Annotated in this window: 16 protein-coding genes; 6 read left to right on the top strand and 10 right to left on the bottom strand. The window is 66.6% G+C overall.

The window, feature by feature from the left end; all coding sequences use genetic code 11:
• Positions 1–5: 5 nt before the first annotated feature.
• The 6 genes from BP26_RS27115 to BP26_RS30230 all read right to left on the bottom strand — a co-directional run bounded on the left by BP26_RS27115 (position 6) and on the right by BP26_RS30230 (position 9,606).
• A complete protein-coding gene (locus BP26_RS27115; RefSeq protein WP_051749378.1) occupies positions 6–911 on the bottom strand; it encodes a peptidylprolyl isomerase in 906 nt (301 codons plus the stop codon).
• Between the two features lie 103 nt (positions 912–1,014).
• Positions 1,015–3,711, bottom strand: coding sequence for a hypothetical protein (locus BP26_RS0123880; RefSeq protein ID WP_029923059.1), 2,697 nt, complete (start codon positions 3,709–3,711; stop codon positions 1,015–1,017).
• Between the two features lie 396 nt (positions 3,712–4,107).
• Positions 4,108–7,209, bottom strand: a complete 3,102-nt coding sequence (locus BP26_RS0123885) for an efflux RND transporter permease subunit (protein WP_029923060.1) — start codon at positions 7,207–7,209, stop codon at positions 4,108–4,110.
• Positions 7,209–7,775, bottom strand: coding sequence for a hypothetical protein (locus BP26_RS0123890; RefSeq protein ID WP_157572741.1), 567 nt, complete (start codon positions 7,773–7,775; stop codon positions 7,209–7,211). Before BP26_RS0123890 ends, BP26_RS0123885 begins: the two co-directional genes overlap by 1 nt.
• Positions 7,776–7,780: 5 nt before the next feature.
• Complete coding sequence (locus BP26_RS30225; protein ID WP_169740773.1) at positions 7,781–8,812, bottom strand: cytochrome-c peroxidase; 1,032 nt, start codon at positions 8,810–8,812, stop codon at positions 7,781–7,783.
• Complete coding sequence (locus tag BP26_RS30230; protein ID WP_169740774.1) at positions 8,809–9,606, bottom strand: MbnP family protein; 798 nt, start codon at positions 9,604–9,606, stop codon at positions 8,809–8,811. Before BP26_RS30230 ends, BP26_RS30225 begins: the two co-directional genes overlap by 4 nt.
• Before the next feature lie 435 nt (positions 9,607–10,041).
• Here BP26_RS30230 and BP26_RS0123905 point away from each other — a divergent pair, with 435 nt between their 5' ends.
• The 3 genes from BP26_RS0123905 to BP26_RS0123915 all read left to right on the top strand — a co-directional run bounded on the left by BP26_RS0123905 (position 10,042) and on the right by BP26_RS0123915 (position 14,460).
• The gene (locus BP26_RS0123905; protein ID WP_029923064.1) at positions 10,042–10,875 is read left to right on the top strand and encodes a hypothetical protein; all 834 of its coding nucleotides are present in this window, start codon (positions 10,042–10,044) and stop codon (positions 10,873–10,875) included.
• 212 nt (positions 10,876–11,087) lie between these two features.
• Entirely contained in the window at positions 11,088–12,212 is a 1,125-nt protein-coding gene (locus tag BP26_RS0123910; protein WP_029923065.1) for an acyl-CoA dehydrogenase family protein, read from the top strand.
• 403 nt (positions 12,213–12,615) lie between these two features.
• Positions 12,616–14,460, top strand: coding sequence for a DUF1302 family protein (locus BP26_RS0123915; RefSeq protein WP_051749381.1), 1,845 nt, complete (start codon positions 12,616–12,618; stop codon positions 14,458–14,460).
• A 61-nt stretch (positions 14,461–14,521) separates the two neighbouring features.
• Here BP26_RS0123915 and BP26_RS0123920 read toward each other — a convergent pair whose 3' ends face one another.
• Positions 14,522–15,193 carry a nitroreductase gene (locus BP26_RS0123920; RefSeq protein WP_029923067.1) on the bottom strand — a complete coding sequence of 224 codons (672 nt, stop codon included), beginning with the start codon at positions 15,191–15,193 and terminating at the stop codon, positions 14,522–14,524.
• 170 nt (positions 15,194–15,363) lie between these two features.
• Between BP26_RS0123920 and BP26_RS0123925 the strand changes: the two genes are divergently transcribed.
• Both BP26_RS0123925 and BP26_RS0123930 read left to right on the top strand, forming a co-directional pair.
• Entirely contained in the window at positions 15,364–16,095 is a 732-nt protein-coding gene (locus tag BP26_RS0123925) for a GNAT family N-acetyltransferase (RefSeq protein ID WP_029923068.1), read from the top strand.
• A 116-nt stretch (positions 16,096–16,211) separates the two neighbouring features.
• Positions 16,212–16,622: a DUF4345 family protein gene (locus BP26_RS0123930; protein WP_029923069.1), complete on the top strand. Its 411-nt coding sequence runs from the start codon at positions 16,212–16,214 to the stop codon at positions 16,620–16,622.
• Here the strand turns inward: BP26_RS0123930 and BP26_RS0123935 are convergent.
• Together BP26_RS0123935 and BP26_RS0123940 are read right to left on the bottom strand one after the other, a co-directional pair.
• Positions 16,619–16,822: a hypothetical protein gene (locus BP26_RS0123935; protein WP_029923070.1), complete on the bottom strand. Its 204-nt coding sequence runs from the start codon at positions 16,820–16,822 to the stop codon at positions 16,619–16,621. The genes BP26_RS0123930 and BP26_RS0123935 overlap by 4 nt on opposite strands.
• Positions 16,823–17,023: 201 nt before the next feature.
• Complete coding sequence (locus tag BP26_RS0123940) at positions 17,024–17,605, bottom strand: hypothetical protein (RefSeq protein ID WP_029923071.1); 582 nt, start codon at positions 17,603–17,605, stop codon at positions 17,024–17,026.
• A 119-nt stretch (positions 17,606–17,724) separates the two neighbouring features.
• On the opposite strand from BP26_RS0123940, the gene BP26_RS0123945 reads away from it, so the two are divergent.
• Complete coding sequence (locus BP26_RS0123945; RefSeq protein WP_029923072.1) at positions 17,725–18,090, top strand: hypothetical protein; 366 nt, start codon at positions 17,725–17,727, stop codon at positions 18,088–18,090.
• Between the two features lie 19 nt (positions 18,091–18,109).
• On the opposite strand, the gene bla is transcribed toward BP26_RS0123945, so the two are convergent.
• Positions 18,110–19,009: a class A beta-lactamase gene (gene bla / locus BP26_RS0123950; protein WP_029923073.1), complete on the bottom strand. Its 900-nt coding sequence runs from the start codon at positions 19,007–19,009 to the stop codon at positions 18,110–18,112.
• Between the last annotated feature and the right edge of the window lie 145 nt (positions 19,010–19,154).

The following is a 19,154-nucleotide window of genomic DNA, read 5'->3' on the forward strand; positions in this document are numbered from 1 at the left end:
CCAACTCAACGCGTGCTCTTGGCGTTGGCAGCGACCGCGCCGGGGCCGGTCACCTTGGCGGCGGCGCTCAACTTCGCCGTGAGGTTTTCCAGCTTGACCTGTGCGGTCTTCTGCCGCAGCGCCTGCTTGACGTTGTCGTCCAGCGCATCGTAGGGCTGCGGGTTCTTCACCGGGCGCGGGCCGTCCTCGATCTTGATGACGTGCCAGCCGAAGCGCGTGCGCAGCGGCGTCTTGTTGTACTCGTTCTTGTTGAGGGCCACTACGGCATCGCCGAAGCCGTGGTCGACGAAGATGTCCGGGCGGAACCAGCCGAGGTCGCCGCCGTTGCTCTGGCCGCCCGGATCCTGCGTGTAACGGGTGGCCAGCGCGGCGAAGTCCTCGCCCTTGTTGAGCTTGTCGATCACCTGGCGCGCTTCTTCGGCGGTGGGCAGCAGGATCTGTCGCACCTTGTACTCGACGATCTTGCCGTTGGCGCGGCTCCACTCGTACGCCGACTTGATGCTCTCCTCGGTGACCGGGTTCTTGGCGAAATAGTCCTCCAGGTAGGCGCGCGACAGGATGGCGCGCTCCTGGAAGGCGATCTGATCCGCAACATCGAGCTTCCTGTCCAGGCCTTCCTTGCGCGCCTGCTGCGCCAGCAGCTCTTCGGTGATCAGCTCCGAACGCGCCGCCGCCTTGGCTTCCGGCCCCGGCACGGCCTTGTCCGGCGTGAAGTTGGCGCTCATCAGGGTGATGTGGTTCTGGCTGATCGGCTGGCCGTTGACGATGACGTCGGCGGCAAGGCCCGAGTTCGACTTGATGACGGTGTCGTCGGCCGCCAGCACGGCCTGCCCTGCGAACAGGCCGGCGGCAAGCAGGGTCAGCTTGAGGGAAGACGACACGATGCGCTGGTGTGAATGCTGCTTTTTCATGTTCTGTATCCGGTGATGCATGGTGATTCAGAGACGGGAAAAGCGCCGCCTGCTTGCGCAGGCGGCGCCTCCCCTATCCTTCTTGTTTCAGCTTCAGCTCATCTCAGCTGTTGCCGTCCGGGTTGAGCGGAGCCGCCGGGTAGTAGCCGGGACCGAACAACGGTGCGCCGTCGCGCTCGAAGATCGCCGAGTGCGGCTTGGCCGAACCCTTGGTGCCGCGGGCGCCCGGCCACAGCCAGGCATCGCGCGCCGCACTGTCGAAGTCGAGGCAGGGCGTGCCGAGGATTTCGTCGGTGAACGAGGTATCCAGCACGGTGGCGCCGGTGGTGCGGTCGACCTTGCCCAGGCAGATGGTGCGGTCGCCATCCGAACCGGTGCCGGGCAGCGGCACATGGTTCAGTTCCACGAAGTACTGGATGAAGGCGAAGCGTTCCGTGCCCGTGGCCGCCGGCTTGCCGACCACCGCGTCACGCGGCAGGCCCAGGCCCGAGCCATCGTTGAGTGGCGTCAGATCCAGATAGCCGCCCTGACCCGTGGTCTGGATCGGCTGGTAGCCGATACGGTCGATCACGGTGAAATGCGGGCCGCCGTGGGTGTACAGGTTCTGGATGGTGTTGAGGTTGCCGCTGCCCGGACCGCCGCCGGTGTTGCCGGACGGTTCGCCGCCGGTCTTGGCCGGAGACAGCAGGATGTTGCCCAGCGTGCCGGACTCGACTTCCTGGATGGTCTGACCCAGGCGGATGTAGCCCGTGCCCGGTTCGCTGGTGTTGGACGACTCGGTGGTCGCCAGGCCAACGCCGTTGGGGCCGGTTTCGAACTGGCCGATGGCGCCACGGATACGCGGGCAGTCGTCCGCCTCGTTGTTGTGACGCAATACGTTGAACTTGCCGCTGACGCCGCCGGACAGGTCGGCGCGCGTGGCGGGCAGGCCCAGCGTGGTGTTGGCGGTACGGCTCGCATCCGGCGGCGGGAAGTCGCACTGGATCCGGGTCGCCGCGGTATCGGCATGGCCCTTGGACAGCAGCGGACGGATGTCCACCGTCAGCACGCGGCGGCTGTGCTCGCGCGGATAGTCGCGGTCGAACTCCACCGCGCCGTCCGGATCGATCGAAGCCGGGCTTTCGATGCCCGAGATCGGCAGGATCAGGAAGCGGTCGTCGTCGGTGAGGGTGAAGTAGGACACGCCGGTGCAGGGACCGACATCGTAGACCGCACGCCAGTACGGACCCTTGCCGCCGTAGGCATTGGTGGTGTTGCCGTCGAGGGTGATGTCCGGGCTGTAATACACCACGCCGCCGCACATCGCCGCGGAGAAGGCGCCGTCATGCGGGATGTAGGTGCTGGTGCCCTTGACGCTGTTGGCCGGACCGATGGCCGAGCTGGCATTGGCGGCGACGCCGGCGGTGGAAACCGCCTTATCGTAGCTCGGATCGCCCAGGCTGACCCAGCCTTTCTGATTGACAGTGTGATGCGACTGGTGCGGCAGGCCGAACGCCATCAGGCCTTCGTTCTCTTCGTGGAAGATCACCTCCTCCTGGCGCGGACCATCCGGCACGGCGCTGACCGAGCGGATGTACGGGTTGCCGGCATAGATGCCGGCCTGCGCCAGCGAGTCCTTGGTCTTGCCGTTGGTGTAGCTGTTGCTGGTCGGGTAGACGCGCACCGAACTGCCGTAGGTGGAGCCGCAGACACCGAGCGGGCCGGCGCTGATGCTCTTGCCGCCGGCGATCAGCGGCTCCTGGTTGCACAGGCCGCGCAGCGCGCCGTTGATGGCGGCCGCGCCGATGCTGGCCGCCACGGCATAGTCGGACTGCACCAGGTACTTGCCGTCATAGGTCAGGGCCATGCCATGCGGCAGGCCTTCGATGCCGACATCCTTGTTGCCGAAGTAGAACACGCCCTCGTTGAAGGAGCGCGACACGCGCTTGTCCGGGTAGCTGGTGTACTCGGTGGGGTTGCGCGGCTGATTTGCCTTCACCACGGAGGAATACTCGGTGATGCCCTTGTGACCGAGCAGCGCGTTGTCGTCCGCCACGTCCACGCCGGCCAGCAGGCTCGGCAGGATGCCGCCCTGGGCGGCGCTTTCGAGCAGCGGCACCACGGCCGGGATCGAAGCCACGCACAGGCCGAGCGCGGTCGGCGCCTTGCGGCCCGGATCGATCTCGGTGACCGTGCCGCCGGGGCCGTACACATAGTTGCTCATGTAGGTGTACATGATCTTGTGATTGGCGCCCGGGGCGGGCATGACGATGAAGTCGTCGGTCAGCGAGGAGCGGCGCGGCTGCGTGCCGCACACCGCGATGTCCGCCTTCTGGATATGGCGCACGCTGGTGATGTCGAAGCGGAACACGTTCTTGCTGATGACGCCGCCGGCGAAGGTGTACTTGTGGCCCTGGATCAGGCCGTCACCGCCGCCGGAGATGTACGAGGTGTAGCTCAGCATGTGGTGCGGATCGTTGTGCGAGTCCGAACCGAGCACGCCCAGCACGTTGCCGGCGACATCGGAAGCGAGGATGTTCGGCAGTTCGGCGGTGTCGATGACGTTGCCGAAGGTGGTCGAGTTGGGCTCGGCATCGACGACCGCCAGGAAGTCCTGGCTGGTCTTCGGATCGCACAGCGGCGTGGAGCAGCCGTCGCCGGTCCAGACCAGCAGTACCGCCCCGTTGGGGATGACCTGTCCGGTGTACTTGTTGATCGCGGCGGGCGCGCCGCTGGGGGTCGCCGCGCCCGTGGCGGGCTTGCCGAGCAGGCCACCCAGCAGGCCGGCGGCCTGCGCCGATACGGCGCCTGAGGCGCCCATGATTCCCGCGGCGGCGAATATGGCCAGCCGACGTCCAAGCGATCGCGTTCTCTCGCGAGAGGGCGAATTCATAGTCCAACTCCTGAGCGTATTGTCCCTTGTGTAAGAGAGGCTCGCGGCATCTTCCCAGGCGCCGAGGCCCTCTCCCCGTTCCATCGGCCCCATGCAGGCTTTCCGCGGAGAATGGACAATACACAGGCGGGCGCGAGTGCAAGGCCCCGTTTTTAGACTTTTTCCGAAGCGGCTAAGACCTTGCGGCACTAGGGCATCGCGCGCGGATGGATACGGAGCAAATGACCCGGTAACCATTGAGGAATCCGGCTAAAGGGTTATTGCAGCACCTGCATTCCGGTGCTGAACATAGATCGCGCAGTTATGACCTTGCGCAATGCAGCCTCAATCCGGCGCGGATCTCTCCGCATCGCCGAGCAGTCGGCGCAAGGGCGCTCCGCCGAAACGACGGAACAACAGCGGCGTGACGAAGCTGTCCAGCAAGGTGCCGCTGATCAGGCCGCCGAAAATCACCAGGGCCACCGGATGCAGGATCTCCTTGCCCGGCGCATCGGCCGCGCCGAGCAAAGGCAGCAGTGCCGCGGCGGCAATAAGCGCGGTCATCAGCACCGGCGTCAGGCGCTCGCCCGAGCCAAGCAGGATCAGCGCATCGCCGAAAGGCTCACCTTCCCGCGCCAGTTGCAGATAGCGGCTGAGCTTGAGAATGCCATTGCGCGCGGCGATGCCGGCCAGCGCAACGAAGCCGACCAGGCTGGCGACCGACAACGGTGTGTGGGTCAACGCCAGCGCCGCAACGCCGCCGATCATCGCCAGCGGCACATTGCCAAGGATGATCAGGCTGAAGCGCAGCGAGCGGTAGCGCGCGTACAGCACCGCCAGCATCAACAACAGTGACAGCAGCGCCAGGCCGCCGATGCGCCGCGACGCTGCGGCCTGTGCCTGGAACTCGCCTTCCAGGTGCAGCTCGTAACCATTCGGCAGCGTCAGGTCGGCCAGCCGGGCACGCGCCGATTGCACGGCCTCATCGAAACGCCCGACACCGGCATAGGCCGAGACCGCGACGCGCCGGCGCAGGTTCTCGCGCAGGATCTGTCCAGGCCCGTTGCCGGCCCGCACATCGCCCAGCCAGCTCAGCGGCACCGCGCCGGCCGGCGTATCGATGGGGATCTCGCCGATGGCGGCGGGATCGAGCGTAGCCTGCGGCAGGCGCACCACCAGGTCGAAACGGCGCTCGCCTTCGACGATGCGCGAGACGGTACCGCCGACGGTAAGTTCGGTCAGGGCATCCTGCACCCGCGGCGGCGACATGCCGTATTGCGCCGCGCGGCGCGGATCGACCTGCACCCGCAGCTGCGGCGTGTCCGCCTGCGGCTCGGCCTGTACATCGGCCAGGCCGCCTACATCGTGGAGACGCTCCACCACCTCATCCGCCAGGCGGCGCAGCTCGCCCAGGTCTTCGCCATACAGCTTCACCGCCAGCGGTGCGCGCACCCCGGACAACAGATGGTCCAGCCGGTGCGAGATCGGTTGGCCGAAGATCACCGTTGCCGGCAGCGCCGACAGGCGCGCACGCAGATCGGCCACCACCTCGGGACGCGGCCGGCCGCCGGGCCGCAGGGCAAGCTCCAGTTCCGAATAGTGCAGACCCTCGGCGTGTTCGTCCTGTTCGGCGCGGCCGGTGCGGCGGCCCACGCTCGCCACCTCCGGCACGGCCAGGACCAGGCGTTCGGCCGTGGTGCCGATGTCGTTGGAGGCATCCAGCGAAACGCCGGGCCGCATCAGCAGGTTCAGGGTCAGGGTGCGCTCGTTGAACGCCGGCAGGAAGGCGCGCGGCAGTTGCCAGGCCGCGAACAGCGCGCCGAGCAAGAGCAAGGCCGTGAACAGGAACGGAAGGCGCGGCGCACTCAATACCGTCCGCAGGGCAATGGCGTAACGCGCCTTCAGCCCATGCAGCCACTGCCGCTCCTGTGGCGCCGAGGCATTGCGCGCAAAGGCGAAATAGCTCAGCGCCGGCGTCAGCGTCACCGCCACCACCAGGCTGGCGAGAATGGCGGTGATATAGGCCACGCCCAGCGGCGCGAACAGCCGCCCCTCCACGCCTTCCAGGGCAAACAGCGGCACGAAGGCCAGCACGATCAGCAAGGTCGCATAGAGAATGCCCGAGCGCACCTCCACCGTGGCGCGGACGATGACCTGCGCCGCGGGTTCCGGCACGGCGCGGAGCGCGTTTTCACGCAGACGGCGGATGACGTTCTCGACACCTACCACCGCATCGTCCACCAGTTCACCGATGGCGATAGCCAGCCCGCCGAGCGTCATGGTGTTGACCGACAGCCCGAACAGCCCCAGCGTGAGGATGGCGGCGGCCAAGCTCAGCGGAATCGCGGCCAGTGAGATCACGGTGGCGCGGCCGCCGGCGAGGAACAGCAGCAGGGTAAACGCCACGATCAATGCGCCATGCCACAAGGCCTGGTTCACATTGGCGATGGATTCCTCGATGAAGTCGGCCTGGCGGAATACGTTCACCACCTGCACGTCGTCCGGCAGCAGATGCCCTTCACGCTGCGCCAGCGCCGCTTTCACCGCCTGCGTCAGCTGCAGCGTATCCGCCCCCGGCTGTTTCTGGATCGACAGGATCACCGCCGGCTTGCCGTTGAAACCGGCATCGCCGCGCTTGAGCCTGGAGCCGACGGCGAGATCGGCCACCTGGCCGAGCCGGATCGGTCCGTTGCCGCGCCAGGCTACCGCCGCCTGCGCCAGGTCTTCGAGCCGGAACGGGCGGCCGATGCCGCGGATGGCGTACTCGCTGCCGCCGGAGAACGCGACGCCGGCGCCGGTGTTGTTGCCGAAGCCGCGCGCCGCGTCGTTGATCTGCGCCAGGCCGATGCCGTCCAGCCGCATGCGCTGCGCATCGGGATGGATTTCGTATTGCTTCACCTCGCCGCCGATGGCCAGCACCTGCGCCACACCGGGCAAGGCCAGCAGCTTGGGCCGCAGGGTCCAGTCGGCCAGGGTGCGCAACTCCTGCGGACTGGTATCGCCGCTGCGGGATTGCAGCGAGACCAGCAGGATCTCGCTCATCAGGGAAGTCAGCGGCCCGATGCGCGGCTCGGCGATTGGCGCCAGTTGCGAGCGGATGGCGTCGATGCGCTCGGCCACCAGCTGGCGGTCGCGCCAGGGATCGCTGTTCCAGTCGAACTCGGCGTAGACCACCGACAATCCCGGGCTGGTGACCGAGCGGATGCGGGCCACGTCCTGCAGGCCGCTCAGCGCGGTCTCCACGGGAAAGGTGACGAGGCTTTCGACATCCTCCGGCGCGAGGCCGGCGGTCTCGGTCTGCACCGTCACCATCGGCCGCGTCAGGTCCGGCAGCACGTCCACCGACAAGCTGCCTGCCGCGCGCACGCCCAGCGCCAGCAGCACCAGGGCGGCAGCCAGCACCAGCACGCGGCCGCGCAGGCTGGCTTCTACGATCCAGGAGAACATCAGGCGGCGCCGAGCCCCCGCGCCGCGCGCGCATCGCGCCTGCGCCACAACAGCCAGCCGATCACGAGAACCGGCAATACCGCGGCGGCGGCCGCGATGATCCAGGCCTGGTCACGGCGCGCCGGCTCCGCATGCGCGACGTGATCCGGTACTGCCGCCGCCGGCAGCGGCGCCTGCAGGCGGGCATCGATACCGGGACCATGCACCGCGATATCGAGCGGCTGGCCGTCCTGGCCGTCGAGCAAGTCGCCGGCGATGCGGTAAGCACCCTCGCCGCTGGCCGCCGCCTGCACGGTCAGGGTGCCGCTGCGCACGCTGACCTGCAGTCCGCTCAACGGCGCATTGGTGTCGTAGTCGTCGAGGTACAGCACGAGGTCCGCGCCCTCACGCTGCACCACCAGTTCCAGCTGCGGCGTATCCAGTGCGGCACGCGGTGCGGGCGCCACGGCCGCCGCAGCCGTTTCCGGCACGGGCTCGTGATGGCCTTCATGCGCCGGTGCGGCGCCGCTCACACAACAGAGCAGCACGGCAAGCAGGTTCGACAACGGTGTGCAGGGCTTGAGCATGGGCATCAATCGTGGGTCTCGGCGAAGCGCCGGTCGTGGATGAAGCTTTCGTCGGTGAGCGTATCGAGGAAGATCAGCAGCGCGCTGCGCTGATCTGGGGACAGCGGCACACCGCCGGCCAGTGAGGGATCCAGCGTGGGCGAAGGCTGGACGCCGCCGCTGTAGTGGTCGAGGACCTGCTCCAGACTGTCATAGCGGCCGTCGTGCATATAGGGCGCGGTGAGGGCGATGTTGCGCAGCGAGGGCACGCGGAAACGGCCCCGGTCTTCATCGCGTCCGCTGATGACGGCGCGCCCGGCATCGCGCGGCGCGGCGTCGAGACCGTTGTTGCGGTAGCTGAAATCGGTGAACAGGGGTTCGCGGTGGCAGGACGCACAGCGCTCACGGAACAGGTCGAGGCCGTCGCGCTCCTGCGGCGTGAACGCTTCCTTGCCCTCGACAAAGCGGTCGTACCTGGAATCCGCCGAGACCAGGGTGCCGGTGAACTGCGCCAGCGCGCGCAGCAGGCGCTGCGAATCGACACCGGGGGAGCCGAAGGCCTCGGCAAACAGCTCCGGGTAGCGCGCATCACGGCGCAGCTTGTCCACCGCCAGCGCCAGGCTGCCGCCCATCTCCACCGGGTTGCTCATCGGCGCCACCGGCTGGAGTTCCAGGTGATGCACCGAGCCATCCCACATCAGCTCCGGCTGCCAGGCCAGATTGAACAGGCCGGGCGTATTGCGCTTGCCGTTGACGCCGCCGATGCCGTGGCTGACGCGATGGTCCAGGTGGGCAAAGGCGGCGAACTGCTGGTGGCAGCTGCCGCAGGCCACGCTGCCGTCGCGCGACAGGATGGGGTCGTAGAACAGGCGGCGACCGAGGGCGAACCCGGCCGAGGTCACCGGGTTGCCGGCGAAGTCATAACGCGGCGCCGGCCAGCCCTCGGGCACTTGCAGGCGCGGCGTGGAGTGCGCCGTCATCCAGGCCTGCGCCCAAGGTATGGTCGCCAGCATCCCCAGCAGCGGCACAGCGAGCAGCCATGGCGTCGATCGCTTCACCGGCCTTGCGCAAGACCCGCCTTCGGCAGCTTGTGGATGTGGTCGATGCGGAACAGGCCGGCGCTGTTGTCCGCCACCTCGGCCGAAGCCTTCGGGTCCATCGCGGTCGGCATGGTCGCCGGGCGCAGCGCATGGGCGCCGTCGAACAGCCGCGAAAGGTCCGCGTACAGATGCAACTCCGCACTGTTGTCCGCCGTGACCTGCACCGGCGTCTGGAATTGCAGGAATACGCTGCGTGCCGGCGAATCGGCGCCGCCGCCGGTGTGGTAGGTCAAGGCGTGTTCGCCATCGCTGGACTGCGGCGAGTGCCCCTCGAACTGGAAGAAGATGTACCCGGTGTTCCAGGTCCAGAACATGCCGCGTGCCGGATCCAGGGTGCCGGTCTGCGCGCCCGCGCCATTGCGCGCGGTGTCCACACCGACCAGGAATTCGATGCCGCTGTAGGTTCCCTCCGGTATCGGCCCGATCTGGAACTGCTTCGAGGCCGCGTCCGCCTCGTCCACCAGGAAATAGCCGCGGCTGCTGTCCGCGCTCTGCGGATTGACGAACCAGGTGCTGTCGGCGCGTCGCAGGCGGAAGTTGCTCAGGTAGTAACGCAGCCGTTCGGCACTCCAGCTGTCGCCCGCGCCGGTCTTGTAGCTGTCCCCCAGGCGCAGCGGCGCCTCGCCGACCACGTGGCTGATCTCGATGCGCAAAGGCAAGCCGCCCTGTGCCGTGCCCTGACCACAGCCGGCGAGCAGCAACAACCATGCGGCGGCCAGATGGCGCGCCGCCAGGTTCATCCTGTTTTTCATTGTCCCGTTCCTGAGCCGCTTCCCGCGACATGCGCGCGGGAAGGAATCATAGGTTTGGCCGATGCGCGGCAGACACCGGTTTTCCAGATCGAATCGCGCTATTCATAGATGGATTGCGCAGCGATTCGCCGTCCACCCTTCCAGGTTCAAGCAGCCGCGATAGAACCGGAGAGCGGCAAAAACGCAATCAGCGACAGCGTGGAAAGCCGGAAAAACGTTGTAACAAAGGGGTTTTATTCATGTTCAGGCTTGACCGGCCTGACCTGCAAGAGGCGCAGCACGGTTTGCCACATCGCATCAAAAGACGTGCACCTGCCACTCCGTTATATGGATAGACGCGGAGATCATTTTTTTCCGCTGGCGCCTTGCGCTATTACATAGCGCACAAAAAGGGGCGCCCAACGGGCGCAAGCGGTCACCTGCTCAGGAAGCGATGTGGTGCATGTAAAGAATCACGCCGCCGGCGGCGTACGCCCGGCATTGCCCGAACTGCGGTTGCAGGTGGTGGACCGCAACCTCGCCTTCCGTGCGTGCAATTATTCGCTGTATCCCTCGTGGCTGGCCTATCCCTGGGCGAATGCCCACCTGGTGATTCGCGGCACCCGTCCCTATTCCATCGACCGCTGCGACCGCACCGCGCTGCGCAGCGAAGCCTCGGTGGTCGCCTCCATGCTCGAAGCCACGACGCAGTACAGCGAAGGGCTCGATGCCGCTGCGGTCGCCGCAGCCCTGCTCGAATTCGCCGAATCCGCGCCGCGGCCGGCGCAGGCCCTGCTCAACCTCAATACCCTGGCCAAGACGCGGCGGGTCACGGGACAACTCACAGTGCTGGGCTGCCGTATCGCATCGGTGAGCAAGGCCGGCGAATTGAGCACGCTGGGTGGCCTGGAATTCGATCCGCCGCTGCACTCGGAGCCCGGCGGCCCGGCGCGCACCGATGGCTTGCGTGTGCGCCACCGCATCCTGCTGAGCCCGGGCACGCGCGTGCAATTCGCCTTGCCGCAGGCGCTGGCCGACGCGGCGCGCCGGCGGCCGCGGCCGGGACAGCGCATCGAACGGCTGGAAATCCTGCCTTCCGTATTCACCGACTGCACGACCTTCCGCACCTTGTGGCCGGAAGGTCCGGAACCACTGCTGGGCGAGCGATACCGTCTGGATTTCAGCTGGCGGGACCAGGCGGTGACTGTCGCGCTTCACCCGATTCCGCCGGCGGAATCGATCCAGGGCGACGAAACGCTGCCGGTGCTGGAAACCGATCCGGCGGGCTGAACTCCACCCGGCATCCGCACGCCGGCGGCGCAGGATAAGGCCGATTACCACTCATCTGCGTAGACGATGCGTAACGGGATAAAATCGGCGAAGGTCCGGCGGCCTGCTACAGGCCCCGATCTTCCACCGAACGAGCGCACCGCGCTCCCCGCACCGACGACCAATCTATGAGCTCCGCACCCGCCCCCAGCCTTCCCTACGTCTCGCCCTGGATGGACGAGGACCTGACCATGTTCCGCGACGCCGTGTCGCGCTTCGTCGAAGCCGAAATGGTGCCGCAAGACGAGCAATGGCGGCACCAGAAGCACGTCGGCCACGAGATCTGGCGCAAGGCCGGCGCGCAGGGCCTGCTCTGTACCGACATCCCGGCCGAGTACGGCGGCGCCGGCGGCGACTTCCGCCACGAGGCGGTGGTATACGAGGAAACCCAGCGCCGCGGCCTCAGCGGTTTCGGCCAGGGCGTGCACAGCATCTGCGCCCACTACATCCTCAACCACGGCACCGAGGAGCAGAAGCAGCGCTTCCTGCCGCGCATGGCGCGCGGCGAACTGGTCGGCGCCATCGCCATGACCGAGCCCGGCGCCGGCTCCGACCTGCAGGGCATCCGCACCAAGGCGGTGAAGGACGGCGACGACTACATCATCAACGGCTCCAAGATCTTCATCACCAACGGCTACCTCGCCGAGATCATGATCGTGGTGACCAAGACCGACCCGAGCCAGGGAGCGCGCGGCACCTCGATCTTCCTGGTGGAAACGCCGGGGCTGAAGGGTTACCGCGTCGGCCGCATCCTCGACAAGATGGGCATGAAGGCGCAGGACACCTCGGAACTGTTCTTCGAGGATGTGCGCGTGTCGGCCGACAACCTGCTCGGCGGCCGCGAGGGCCAGGGCTTCTACCAGCTGATGTCCGACCTGCCCTACGAGCGCCTGATTGTCGCCCTGGGCGGCGTCGCCGCGATGGAAGGCGGCCTGGAAGCGACCAAGCAGTACGTGCGCGAGCGCAAGGCCTTCGGCAAGAGCATCGCCGAATTCCAGAACACCAAGTTCAAGCTGGCCGAGATCGCCACCCACACCCGCGTCGCCCGCGTCTTCATCGACCGCTGCATCCAGGACCACCTGGAAGGCAAGCTCGACACCGCCACCGCCTCGATGGCCAAGTACTGGGTCACCGACACGCAGCAACAGATGCTCGACGAATGCGTGCAACTCCACGGCGGCTACGGCTACATGAACGAGTACCTGGTCACCCGCATGTTCGCCGACTCGCGCGTGCAGCGCATCTACGGCGGCACCAACGAGATCATGAAGGAAGTGATCGCGCGTTCGTTGAGCTGATGCCGGACCATCAGGCCTGACGACGAGCCCGGGAATCGCCCAGCGGCTCCATTCCTCCGCCCGGTTTATCGGGGGAATTTGCGCAAATCAAGGCGGATCGAAGCTTCGATCCGCCTTTTTTGTGGCCGCAAACCCGAATCCTGAGTCACCAGCCGAACGGTAGCAAATGAAGCCGTGAACGGAATTTTTACTACCCGTTCGGGTCGGGCTGGAGGATCGATTGCCCCCTAACCTGTTGTCGCGAGGAGAACCGGAAGCGGTACCGCAAGACGTCTCACCCAATGCAGGTGTGCCGGATCATTGCGTAAGAAGACGCTTCCACTAACATCGCCCGCTACAACAAAGCATTGCCGGCTCAGGGACCGCGACAAGCGAAGTCTTGCAATCGACATAAGGGTGAACCATGAAAAAAGCGAAAGCATCACGTTGGCGGATCTGCCTGTTTGCCTGCCTGATCCTGGGGGGCGCCGCGCGCGCCGATGAGGAGGCCGCGCCGGCGGCATCGAGCTGGGCGCTGCCGGACTGGGCGTCCCTCAGCGGCTATGTCCGTCCCGAGGTGGCGTTGAAGGCCTCGGACCGCGAGGATCCATTCAACCAGCGCGGCAATCTCTTCAACGGCGTGCCGGTGGCACGCCACAGCTTCGTCGCCGACGACGTCACAACACGCAACGGCCAGCCGGCGGACAACTATCTCAACCTGGCTTTCCTGCGCGCCGAACTCGATGCCTCGCTGCGCTTCTCCCCGCAACTGAGCCTGACGGCGAAGCTGCGCGGCATCTTCGATCCCGCGGCCTACGACGAATTCGATCCCGGCGCGGTCGGCAGCCAAGCCGCGGGGAGCCTTTATGGGCGGCCCAACTACTTCAAATACGACGTCGAGGGCAGCGGCCACCCGCAACCCCTGGACTGGGCCGGGCGCAATTACCAGCTCTACTTCCCCGCCCTGTTCCTCGAGTACAGCAACGGCCCGCTGGACGTGCGCGTCGGCAACCAGCAGATCGCCTGGGGCCAGGCCATCTTCTTCCGCGTGCTCGACGTGCCGGACGGCCTGGACCTGCGGCGTCACTCGGCACTGGACTATGCCTCCGAGGAATTCTCGGACAAGCGCGTGCCGGCGCCGGCGGTGCGGGTGCTGTACCAGATCGCCGACCATTGGCTGGCGGACGGCTTCGTGCAGAAATTCCAGCCGACCGTCTACGGCAATCCGAATACGCCGTACAACGCCATCCCCTCGCAGTTCACGGTGCACGACAACTACAGGAATTACGACAGCAAGCTGGACTACGGCTTGCGCCTGAAAGCGGACTTCGGCGACATCGGCCTGCAGGCCATCGCCGCGCGGCGCTACAACCCGGACGGCGTCTATCGCTGGACCGCCTCGGGCGTGAACCGCGATCTGCCCGGCGCTCCGGGCTCGGGCGGTGTGCTGGCGCAGACGCCGTTCGAGGTGGATCCGACTGGCGTATGGAGTTCGGCCGAATGGTTCACCTACGCCGGCATGGCGCGGCTCAATGGCCTTGACGGCCTCAACGCTGCGGTGCGCGACTTCCCCGCCGCGGCCCTGCTCGGCGCGGCACAGGTGCCGACCTACGACCTGGCCCGGCAGGAGCTGGATACCTTCTTCCAGGCCTCGGGCAGCGGCCTGCGCGGACACATCCAGCGCTCATACCGCGCCGAGACCGACCTGGGCGGCGGCGCCAGCTACGTCATCTCCGCGGCGCCGGGCTCCCTGCTGGACCAGCTCATCATCAACGTGGAAGCGCTGTACGTGCCGGATCGCACCTTCACCGATCCCTCGCTCGGCGCCGGCTTCCTGCGCAAGCATGAATGGACCACCGCACTGGTGATGGAGAAATACCAGCGGTTCTCGGCCAGCCTGCCGGCAACCTACATGGTGTTCCAGTGGCTGCACAAGACCGAAAGCGATCTGTTCGGCCGCTACCTCGGCGGCATGGGCGGCGATGTGAGCAAGCCGCCGCCCGGCTACGGCGGCGGCTACAACGCCTTCGCCCTCGCCCTGCAGCAGCCCTTCCCCAACCTGATCTGGCGCGCCGACTTCGCCGCGCTCTACGATCCAAAGGGTGGCATCCTGCTGCAGCCAGCGGTGCGCTGGAAGCCGAACGGCCGCTTCACCGTCGAAGCGTTCTACAACTTCATCGACGGCCATCTGGGCACACCGACCAACAATGCCCTGTCGACGTTCGACTATGCCAGCGAGGTGACGCTGCGCGTCGGTTACCAGTTCTGAGACCGGGCGATGGATGGGCCGCGCCGCATCGCGGCCGGCCCATCCATCACCGGCCCGGGCTTCACCCGATGAAGCGGCAGAATTCCTCCAGCGGCGCCCGGTCCGTGCGCAGCCGGTTGATCACCGCGGCCCGATCCTCGTAGCCGATGGCCATGCCGCAGAACAGCATCAGTTCCTCGGGTGCTTCAAGGAAAGTCCGTACCGTGCGGTGCAGCAGCGACCAGCATTCCTGGGGGCAGCTGTCGATGCCGGCTTCGCGCAGCAGCAGCATCAGGGTTTGCAGGTACATGCCCAGGTCCGACCATTGCGGCGGCCCCATCTGGCGGTCGACCAGGCAGAACAGACCCATCGGCGCGCCGAAGAACTTGAAGTTGTTGCTGAACCAGCTGAGGCGGGCGAACTTGTTCTCGCGCGCGATGCCGAGCAGGCCGTAGAGATCCTCGCCGTTCTTGTAGCGGTAGTCGCGGTACGGAGCCTTGAGGGACTTCGGATAGACGTCGTATTCGGCCGGAGCATCGCCCATCGGATTCTTGGCCAGCTGTTTCGCCACCTGGGCCTTGAACTGCGCCAGCGGCTCGCCCGAGACCACGTAGATCTTCCAGGGCTGCACATTGCCGCCCGAAGGCGCCCGTGAAGCCTTGGCCAGGGCTTCCTCGACCAGGGCGCGCGGCACCGGCTTGTCGAGGAAGGCCCGCACCGAACGGCGGCCCAGTACGGCATCAGTCACATTCATCGCGGCTATTCCCCGGCTGTTCCATACGACTGGTTCGATCCGCATGCCGGCGCCCGGCACGGCACGGACATGATACAGATGCCTTCCCCCGCGGCAGGCGGGTGTGTCGGTTGAAGCGGCCGCTCCGATCGGTCGTAATAGCACCTCCGCCACATACACCGGATCCGGCAATGACTCCGCAAACCAACGCACTCGGCCAACTCCTGGACCGCCCGGTGCCAGACTGGCAGGCGCCAACAATGCCGCCGCGCGAAGCCATGCAGGGCCGCTGGTGCCGGCTCGAGCCGCTGGATGCGGAGCACCACGCCCGGCCACTGTATGAAGCCTTCGCGCTCGATGCGGATGGCCGCAACTGGACCTATCTGCCCTACGGTCCCTACGATTCCTTCGACAGCTACCGTGCCTGGGTGGATTCGGCGAGCAAAGGGCCGGACCCGCTGTTCTTCGCCATCGTCGACCTGGCCTCGGGCCGGGCCGTCGGCGTCGCCAGCTTCATGCGCATCGATCCGCGCAACGGCTCGATCGAAGTGGGCGGGCTCAACTTCTCCCCGCTGCTGCAAGGCCGGCCGGCCGCAACCGAAGCGATGTTCCTGATGATGCGGCAGGCCTTCGCGCTGGGCTACCGCCGCTACGAGTGGAAGTGCAATGCCCTCAACACCCCCTCGCGCTCGGCGGCCCTGCGCTTGGGCTTCAGCTTCGAGGGGGTGTTCCGCCAGGCCACCGTGGTGAAGGGCCGCAACCGCGACACCGCCTGGTATTCGGTGGTCGACGGCGAGTGGCCGGGGCTGCAAGCGGCCTTCGTGCGCTGGCTGGCGCCGGATAATTTCGACGCCCGGGGATTGCAGAAACTGCGGCTGTCGGAGCTGACCGCCGCGGTACCTAAGGTCGCCGGCATCGCCTGAGCCACCGCGGCGGCGGGTCCGATTCATCTATATTAGGCGCCTATAACAGCACGAATCACGGCCAGCGCGAAGACCCCGTCCCGGCGCAGCACGAGATTCCCACAACGAGGAGCCCCATGATCGGATACCTGTTCGTCACCGGCCTGATTTTCGCGCTGGTCGGGCTGTACAGCCTGATCGATCCGAATGCCGCCCTGGCCCCGCTGGACCTGCACTTCCAGACGGTCAACAGCTTCAGCCAGGAACGCGGCACCGCCGGCGGCGTGACACTGGCCGTGGGCCTCTTCCTGATCGCCAGCGCCCGCTACCGCAGGCTGGTTCTGCCGGCCCTGTGGATGGTGACGTTGGTGCTCGGCGGCCTCGAAGTGGGCCGGCTGGTGGGCCTGGTGGTCGACGGCGTACCGGGCAAGATCGTGTGGATCTACGCCGCCTTCGAGGTCTTCGGCCTGCTCCAGGGCATTTTCTGGCTGCGACGGGAACTCGCGGCGCAGCCTTGGCCCCGCTCAATCCAGACCCGAACGGTCTAGGCGGCGCTGCTGGTCAGCACACCCCGACCGGCATCGGTCAAGCGGTCGTGATGGTCGATCAATCCGGCGCGGCGCAGGGAGGCCAGCGCCAGCATGCACTTGCCGTAGTCGCCGCGCGCATGACATTCGCCGAAGGGATCGCGCCCCTCGCCGATGTTGTGCAAAGCCGCCAACTCCATCTCGCTCAGACCCGAATTCATGGCCCTCTCCTTTGCGCCATTGCCGATGCAGCCATTGCCAACGCAGAGTAACCGCAGCACCATACGCCTTGGAGTGGGTATAACAACCTAATGCTGAATAGGGGCTGAAGAGCGGTAGTACCGCGGGTGGCGAGCGGTGTGGGATGCGCGATTGATTCGCCGCATTCGTCCGACGAGTTGCCCCGGCGGATCAGGCCCGGCTCAAACCGAGACGATCTTCCACACCCTGAATCCCACGAGGTGATCCTCCAGGAAGGTGCCGGTCACGGTCACGCTGACGTTGAAGGTGCCGCGCAGCAGCAGTTCCGGCGAGTCCTTGAACAGGCCGCGCTCGCTTCCGGTCATCTTCTGCTCGCTATCGAACTGGCGCTGCCCCGTATTGCCATCCCACTGCACCGGTTCGCCCAGCAGGGAAACGAACTCGGCCTTGCTCATGCCCAGATGCAGGCCGGCAAGGTCCCTGGCCTGCTCGGCCTTGCGGCCGTGCAGTTCGCGGCAGCCTTCGGCGGTGGCGCTCACCGCCTCCCGCACTTCGAAGCCGGAAAGCTCCAGCCGGGGCACGGCGGAAACGAAGCTGACCACGCCGTTCGAGCCGAGGTAGCACATCCGCGCCTCGTAGTCTTCGGTATCGGTGGATTCGATCAGTTTGGTCTTGCCCAGCCGCGCCTGGACCTCGTTGAGCGTGCCGACATTCAGGCGCAAGCCGAGAAACGAGGTGAAACGGCCGCCATCATCCCCGGCCAGCGCCGGAAATGCGACGACCGCCAAAACCATTGCCAGCATGCTCGATTTCACGTCCCTGTCCCCCTTTCGGCTACCATTCAAGCATAACCGCGCGCTCCCTGAACTTCATCGGGCTCGCAGGGGTCGAAACAGCGTAGTCAATAAGCGGAGCACCGCACATGAAGCTCAGGAAACGCACGATTCTGTCCGCCGCCTTCGGTATTGTCGTCTGCACCGCCGTAGCGCACGCCGATCAGCCCCGGCACGGTGCGGTGAAAGCCCCCGCTCCGGTGGTGGTGTTGCCGGCCGACACCAAGCGCGTCATCATTCCCACTCCGCTGGGCGGTCCCAGCGTGGCCGTGCCGGTCCGCAGCGGCATCGACGTGGCCGCTGGCGCACCGTCAGCCGCCCCCGTGGCGATGGCCCCACCGCAGGTACCGAGAGCAGCACCGGCGCCGGCGCCAAAGGTGGTCATGCCCGTGGGCAGCAACGTTCCTCCGGTGCGCACGCGCGAGGCCGGCCCGATCGTCAACGTATCGCCGTAGCTCGCAGCAGTCCCGATGTTCAGGCGCCGGGGAACGACCCGGCGATGATGCGCCCGACCTCGGCCAATGCCCGGTTGCGCTCTGCGGCGGGCGCCGCCGTCTCGGTCAGGTAGGCAGCCACCAGGATCGGCTCCCGGCCAGGGGGCCACAGGATTGCGATATCGTTGGTGGCGCCGTGCCCGCCGGTGCCGGTCTTGTCGCCCACCCGCCAATCCGCCGGCAAGCCCGCGCGCAAGCGGCTGCCCCCAGTGGTATTTGCGACAAGCCAGGTCTGGATGTTCTGAAGAGAGGCCGGCGACAATGCCTTGCCCAGCAGGATCGCCCGCAGGTCGCCAACCATGGCGGCCGGGCTGGTGGTATCCCGCGGATCTCCCGGCACCGCTTCGTTGAGGCTCGGCTCGGTCCGATCCAGGCGCGTCACCCCATCTCCCAGCGTTGCCGCATAACGACCGATGGCGCTTGGTCCGCCAAGGCTTTGCAGCAGCAGGTTGGCGGCAGTGTTGTCGCTGTATTCGATTGCGGCGGCACACAGGGCGGATACGGTCATGCCGCCTTCCTTTTCGTGCTGGCGGGTGATCGGCGCGTACTCGAGCAGGTCGCCTTGGCTGTAGCCGATACGGCGGTCGAGATTCTCCCGCCCCTCATCCACCCGCTTCAATACCGCCGCCACTGCGAGGAATTTGAAGGTACTGCACAACGGGAAGCGTTCCGCGGCGCGATGCCCGATACGGCGGCCGCTGGCAGTATCCAGGGCGGCCACGCCGAGACGGCCGGCTACCCGCTTTTCGATCGCCGCGAAGCGCGCATCGTCGCTGAAGACCGGAATCGCCGTCGATGGAGACGCAGCGGCACGGAAAGCAGGAATCAGGGAGACGGCACCGATCAGAAAACCGCGGCGGCTGAGGTCGGGTAGCTGCATGGGCGGGATGGGCTCCGGAAAGATTCATCGCACTTTAGCGGGCCGACTTGCCGAACCGGTGCCCGAAGTGTGCAAATCCGGTGCAGCGGTGCAAGCCGCTGGGGTGAGGGAGACGTAGAATGGATTTGGTTCAGCCGGCAGTCAG

This window comes from Nevskia soli DSM 19509 (genome assembly GCF_000711955.1).
Taxonomy (GTDB): domain Bacteria; phylum Pseudomonadota; class Gammaproteobacteria; order Nevskiales; family Nevskiaceae; genus Nevskia; species Nevskia soli.

Coding starts and splice junctions, on each gene's coding strand:
- BP26_RS30230 (WP_169740774.1), bottom strand. CDS start 9,606: ATGAAAAACAGGATGAACCTGGCGGCGCGCCATCTGGCCGCCGCATGG.
- BP26_RS0123930 (WP_029923069.1), top strand. CDS start 16,212: ATGATCGGATACCTGTTCGTCACCGGCCTGATTTTCGCGCTGGTCGGG.
- BP26_RS0123945 (WP_029923072.1), top strand. CDS start 17,725: ATGAAGCTCAGGAAACGCACGATTCTGTCCGCCGCCTTCGGTATTGTC.
- BP26_RS0123915 (WP_051749381.1), top strand. CDS start 12,616: ATGAAAAAAGCGAAAGCATCACGTTGGCGGATCTGCCTGTTTGCCTGC.
- BP26_RS0123920 (WP_029923067.1), bottom strand. CDS start 15,193: ATGAATGTGACTGATGCCGTACTGGGCCGCCGTTCGGTGCGGGCCTTC.
- BP26_RS0123885 (WP_029923060.1), bottom strand. CDS start 7,209: ATGTTCTCCTGGATCGTAGAAGCCAGCCTGCGCGGCCGCGTGCTGGTG.
- BP26_RS0123880 (WP_029923059.1), bottom strand. CDS start 3,711: ATGGGCGCCTCAGGCGCCGTATCGGCGCAGGCCGCCGGCCTGCTGGGT.
- BP26_RS0123935 (WP_029923070.1), bottom strand. CDS start 16,822: ATGAATTCGGGTCTGAGCGAGATGGAGTTGGCGGCTTTGCACAACATC.
- BP26_RS0123925 (WP_029923068.1), top strand. CDS start 15,364: ATGACTCCGCAAACCAACGCACTCGGCCAACTCCTGGACCGCCCGGTG.
- BP26_RS0123940 (WP_029923071.1), bottom strand. CDS start 17,605: ATGCTGGCAATGGTTTTGGCGGTCGTCGCATTTCCGGCGCTGGCCGGG.
- BP26_RS0123910 (WP_029923065.1), top strand. CDS start 11,088: ATGGACGAGGACCTGACCATGTTCCGCGACGCCGTGTCGCGCTTCGTC.
- bla (WP_029923073.1), bottom strand. CDS start 19,009: ATGCAGCTACCCGACCTCAGCCGCCGCGGTTTTCTGATCGGTGCCGTC.
- BP26_RS27115 (WP_051749378.1), bottom strand. CDS start 911: ATGAAAAAGCAGCATTCACACCAGCGCATCGTGTCGTCTTCCCTCAAG.
- BP26_RS0123890 (WP_157572741.1), bottom strand. CDS start 7,775: ATGCTCAAGCCCTGCACACCGTTGTCGAACCTGCTTGCCGTGCTGCTC.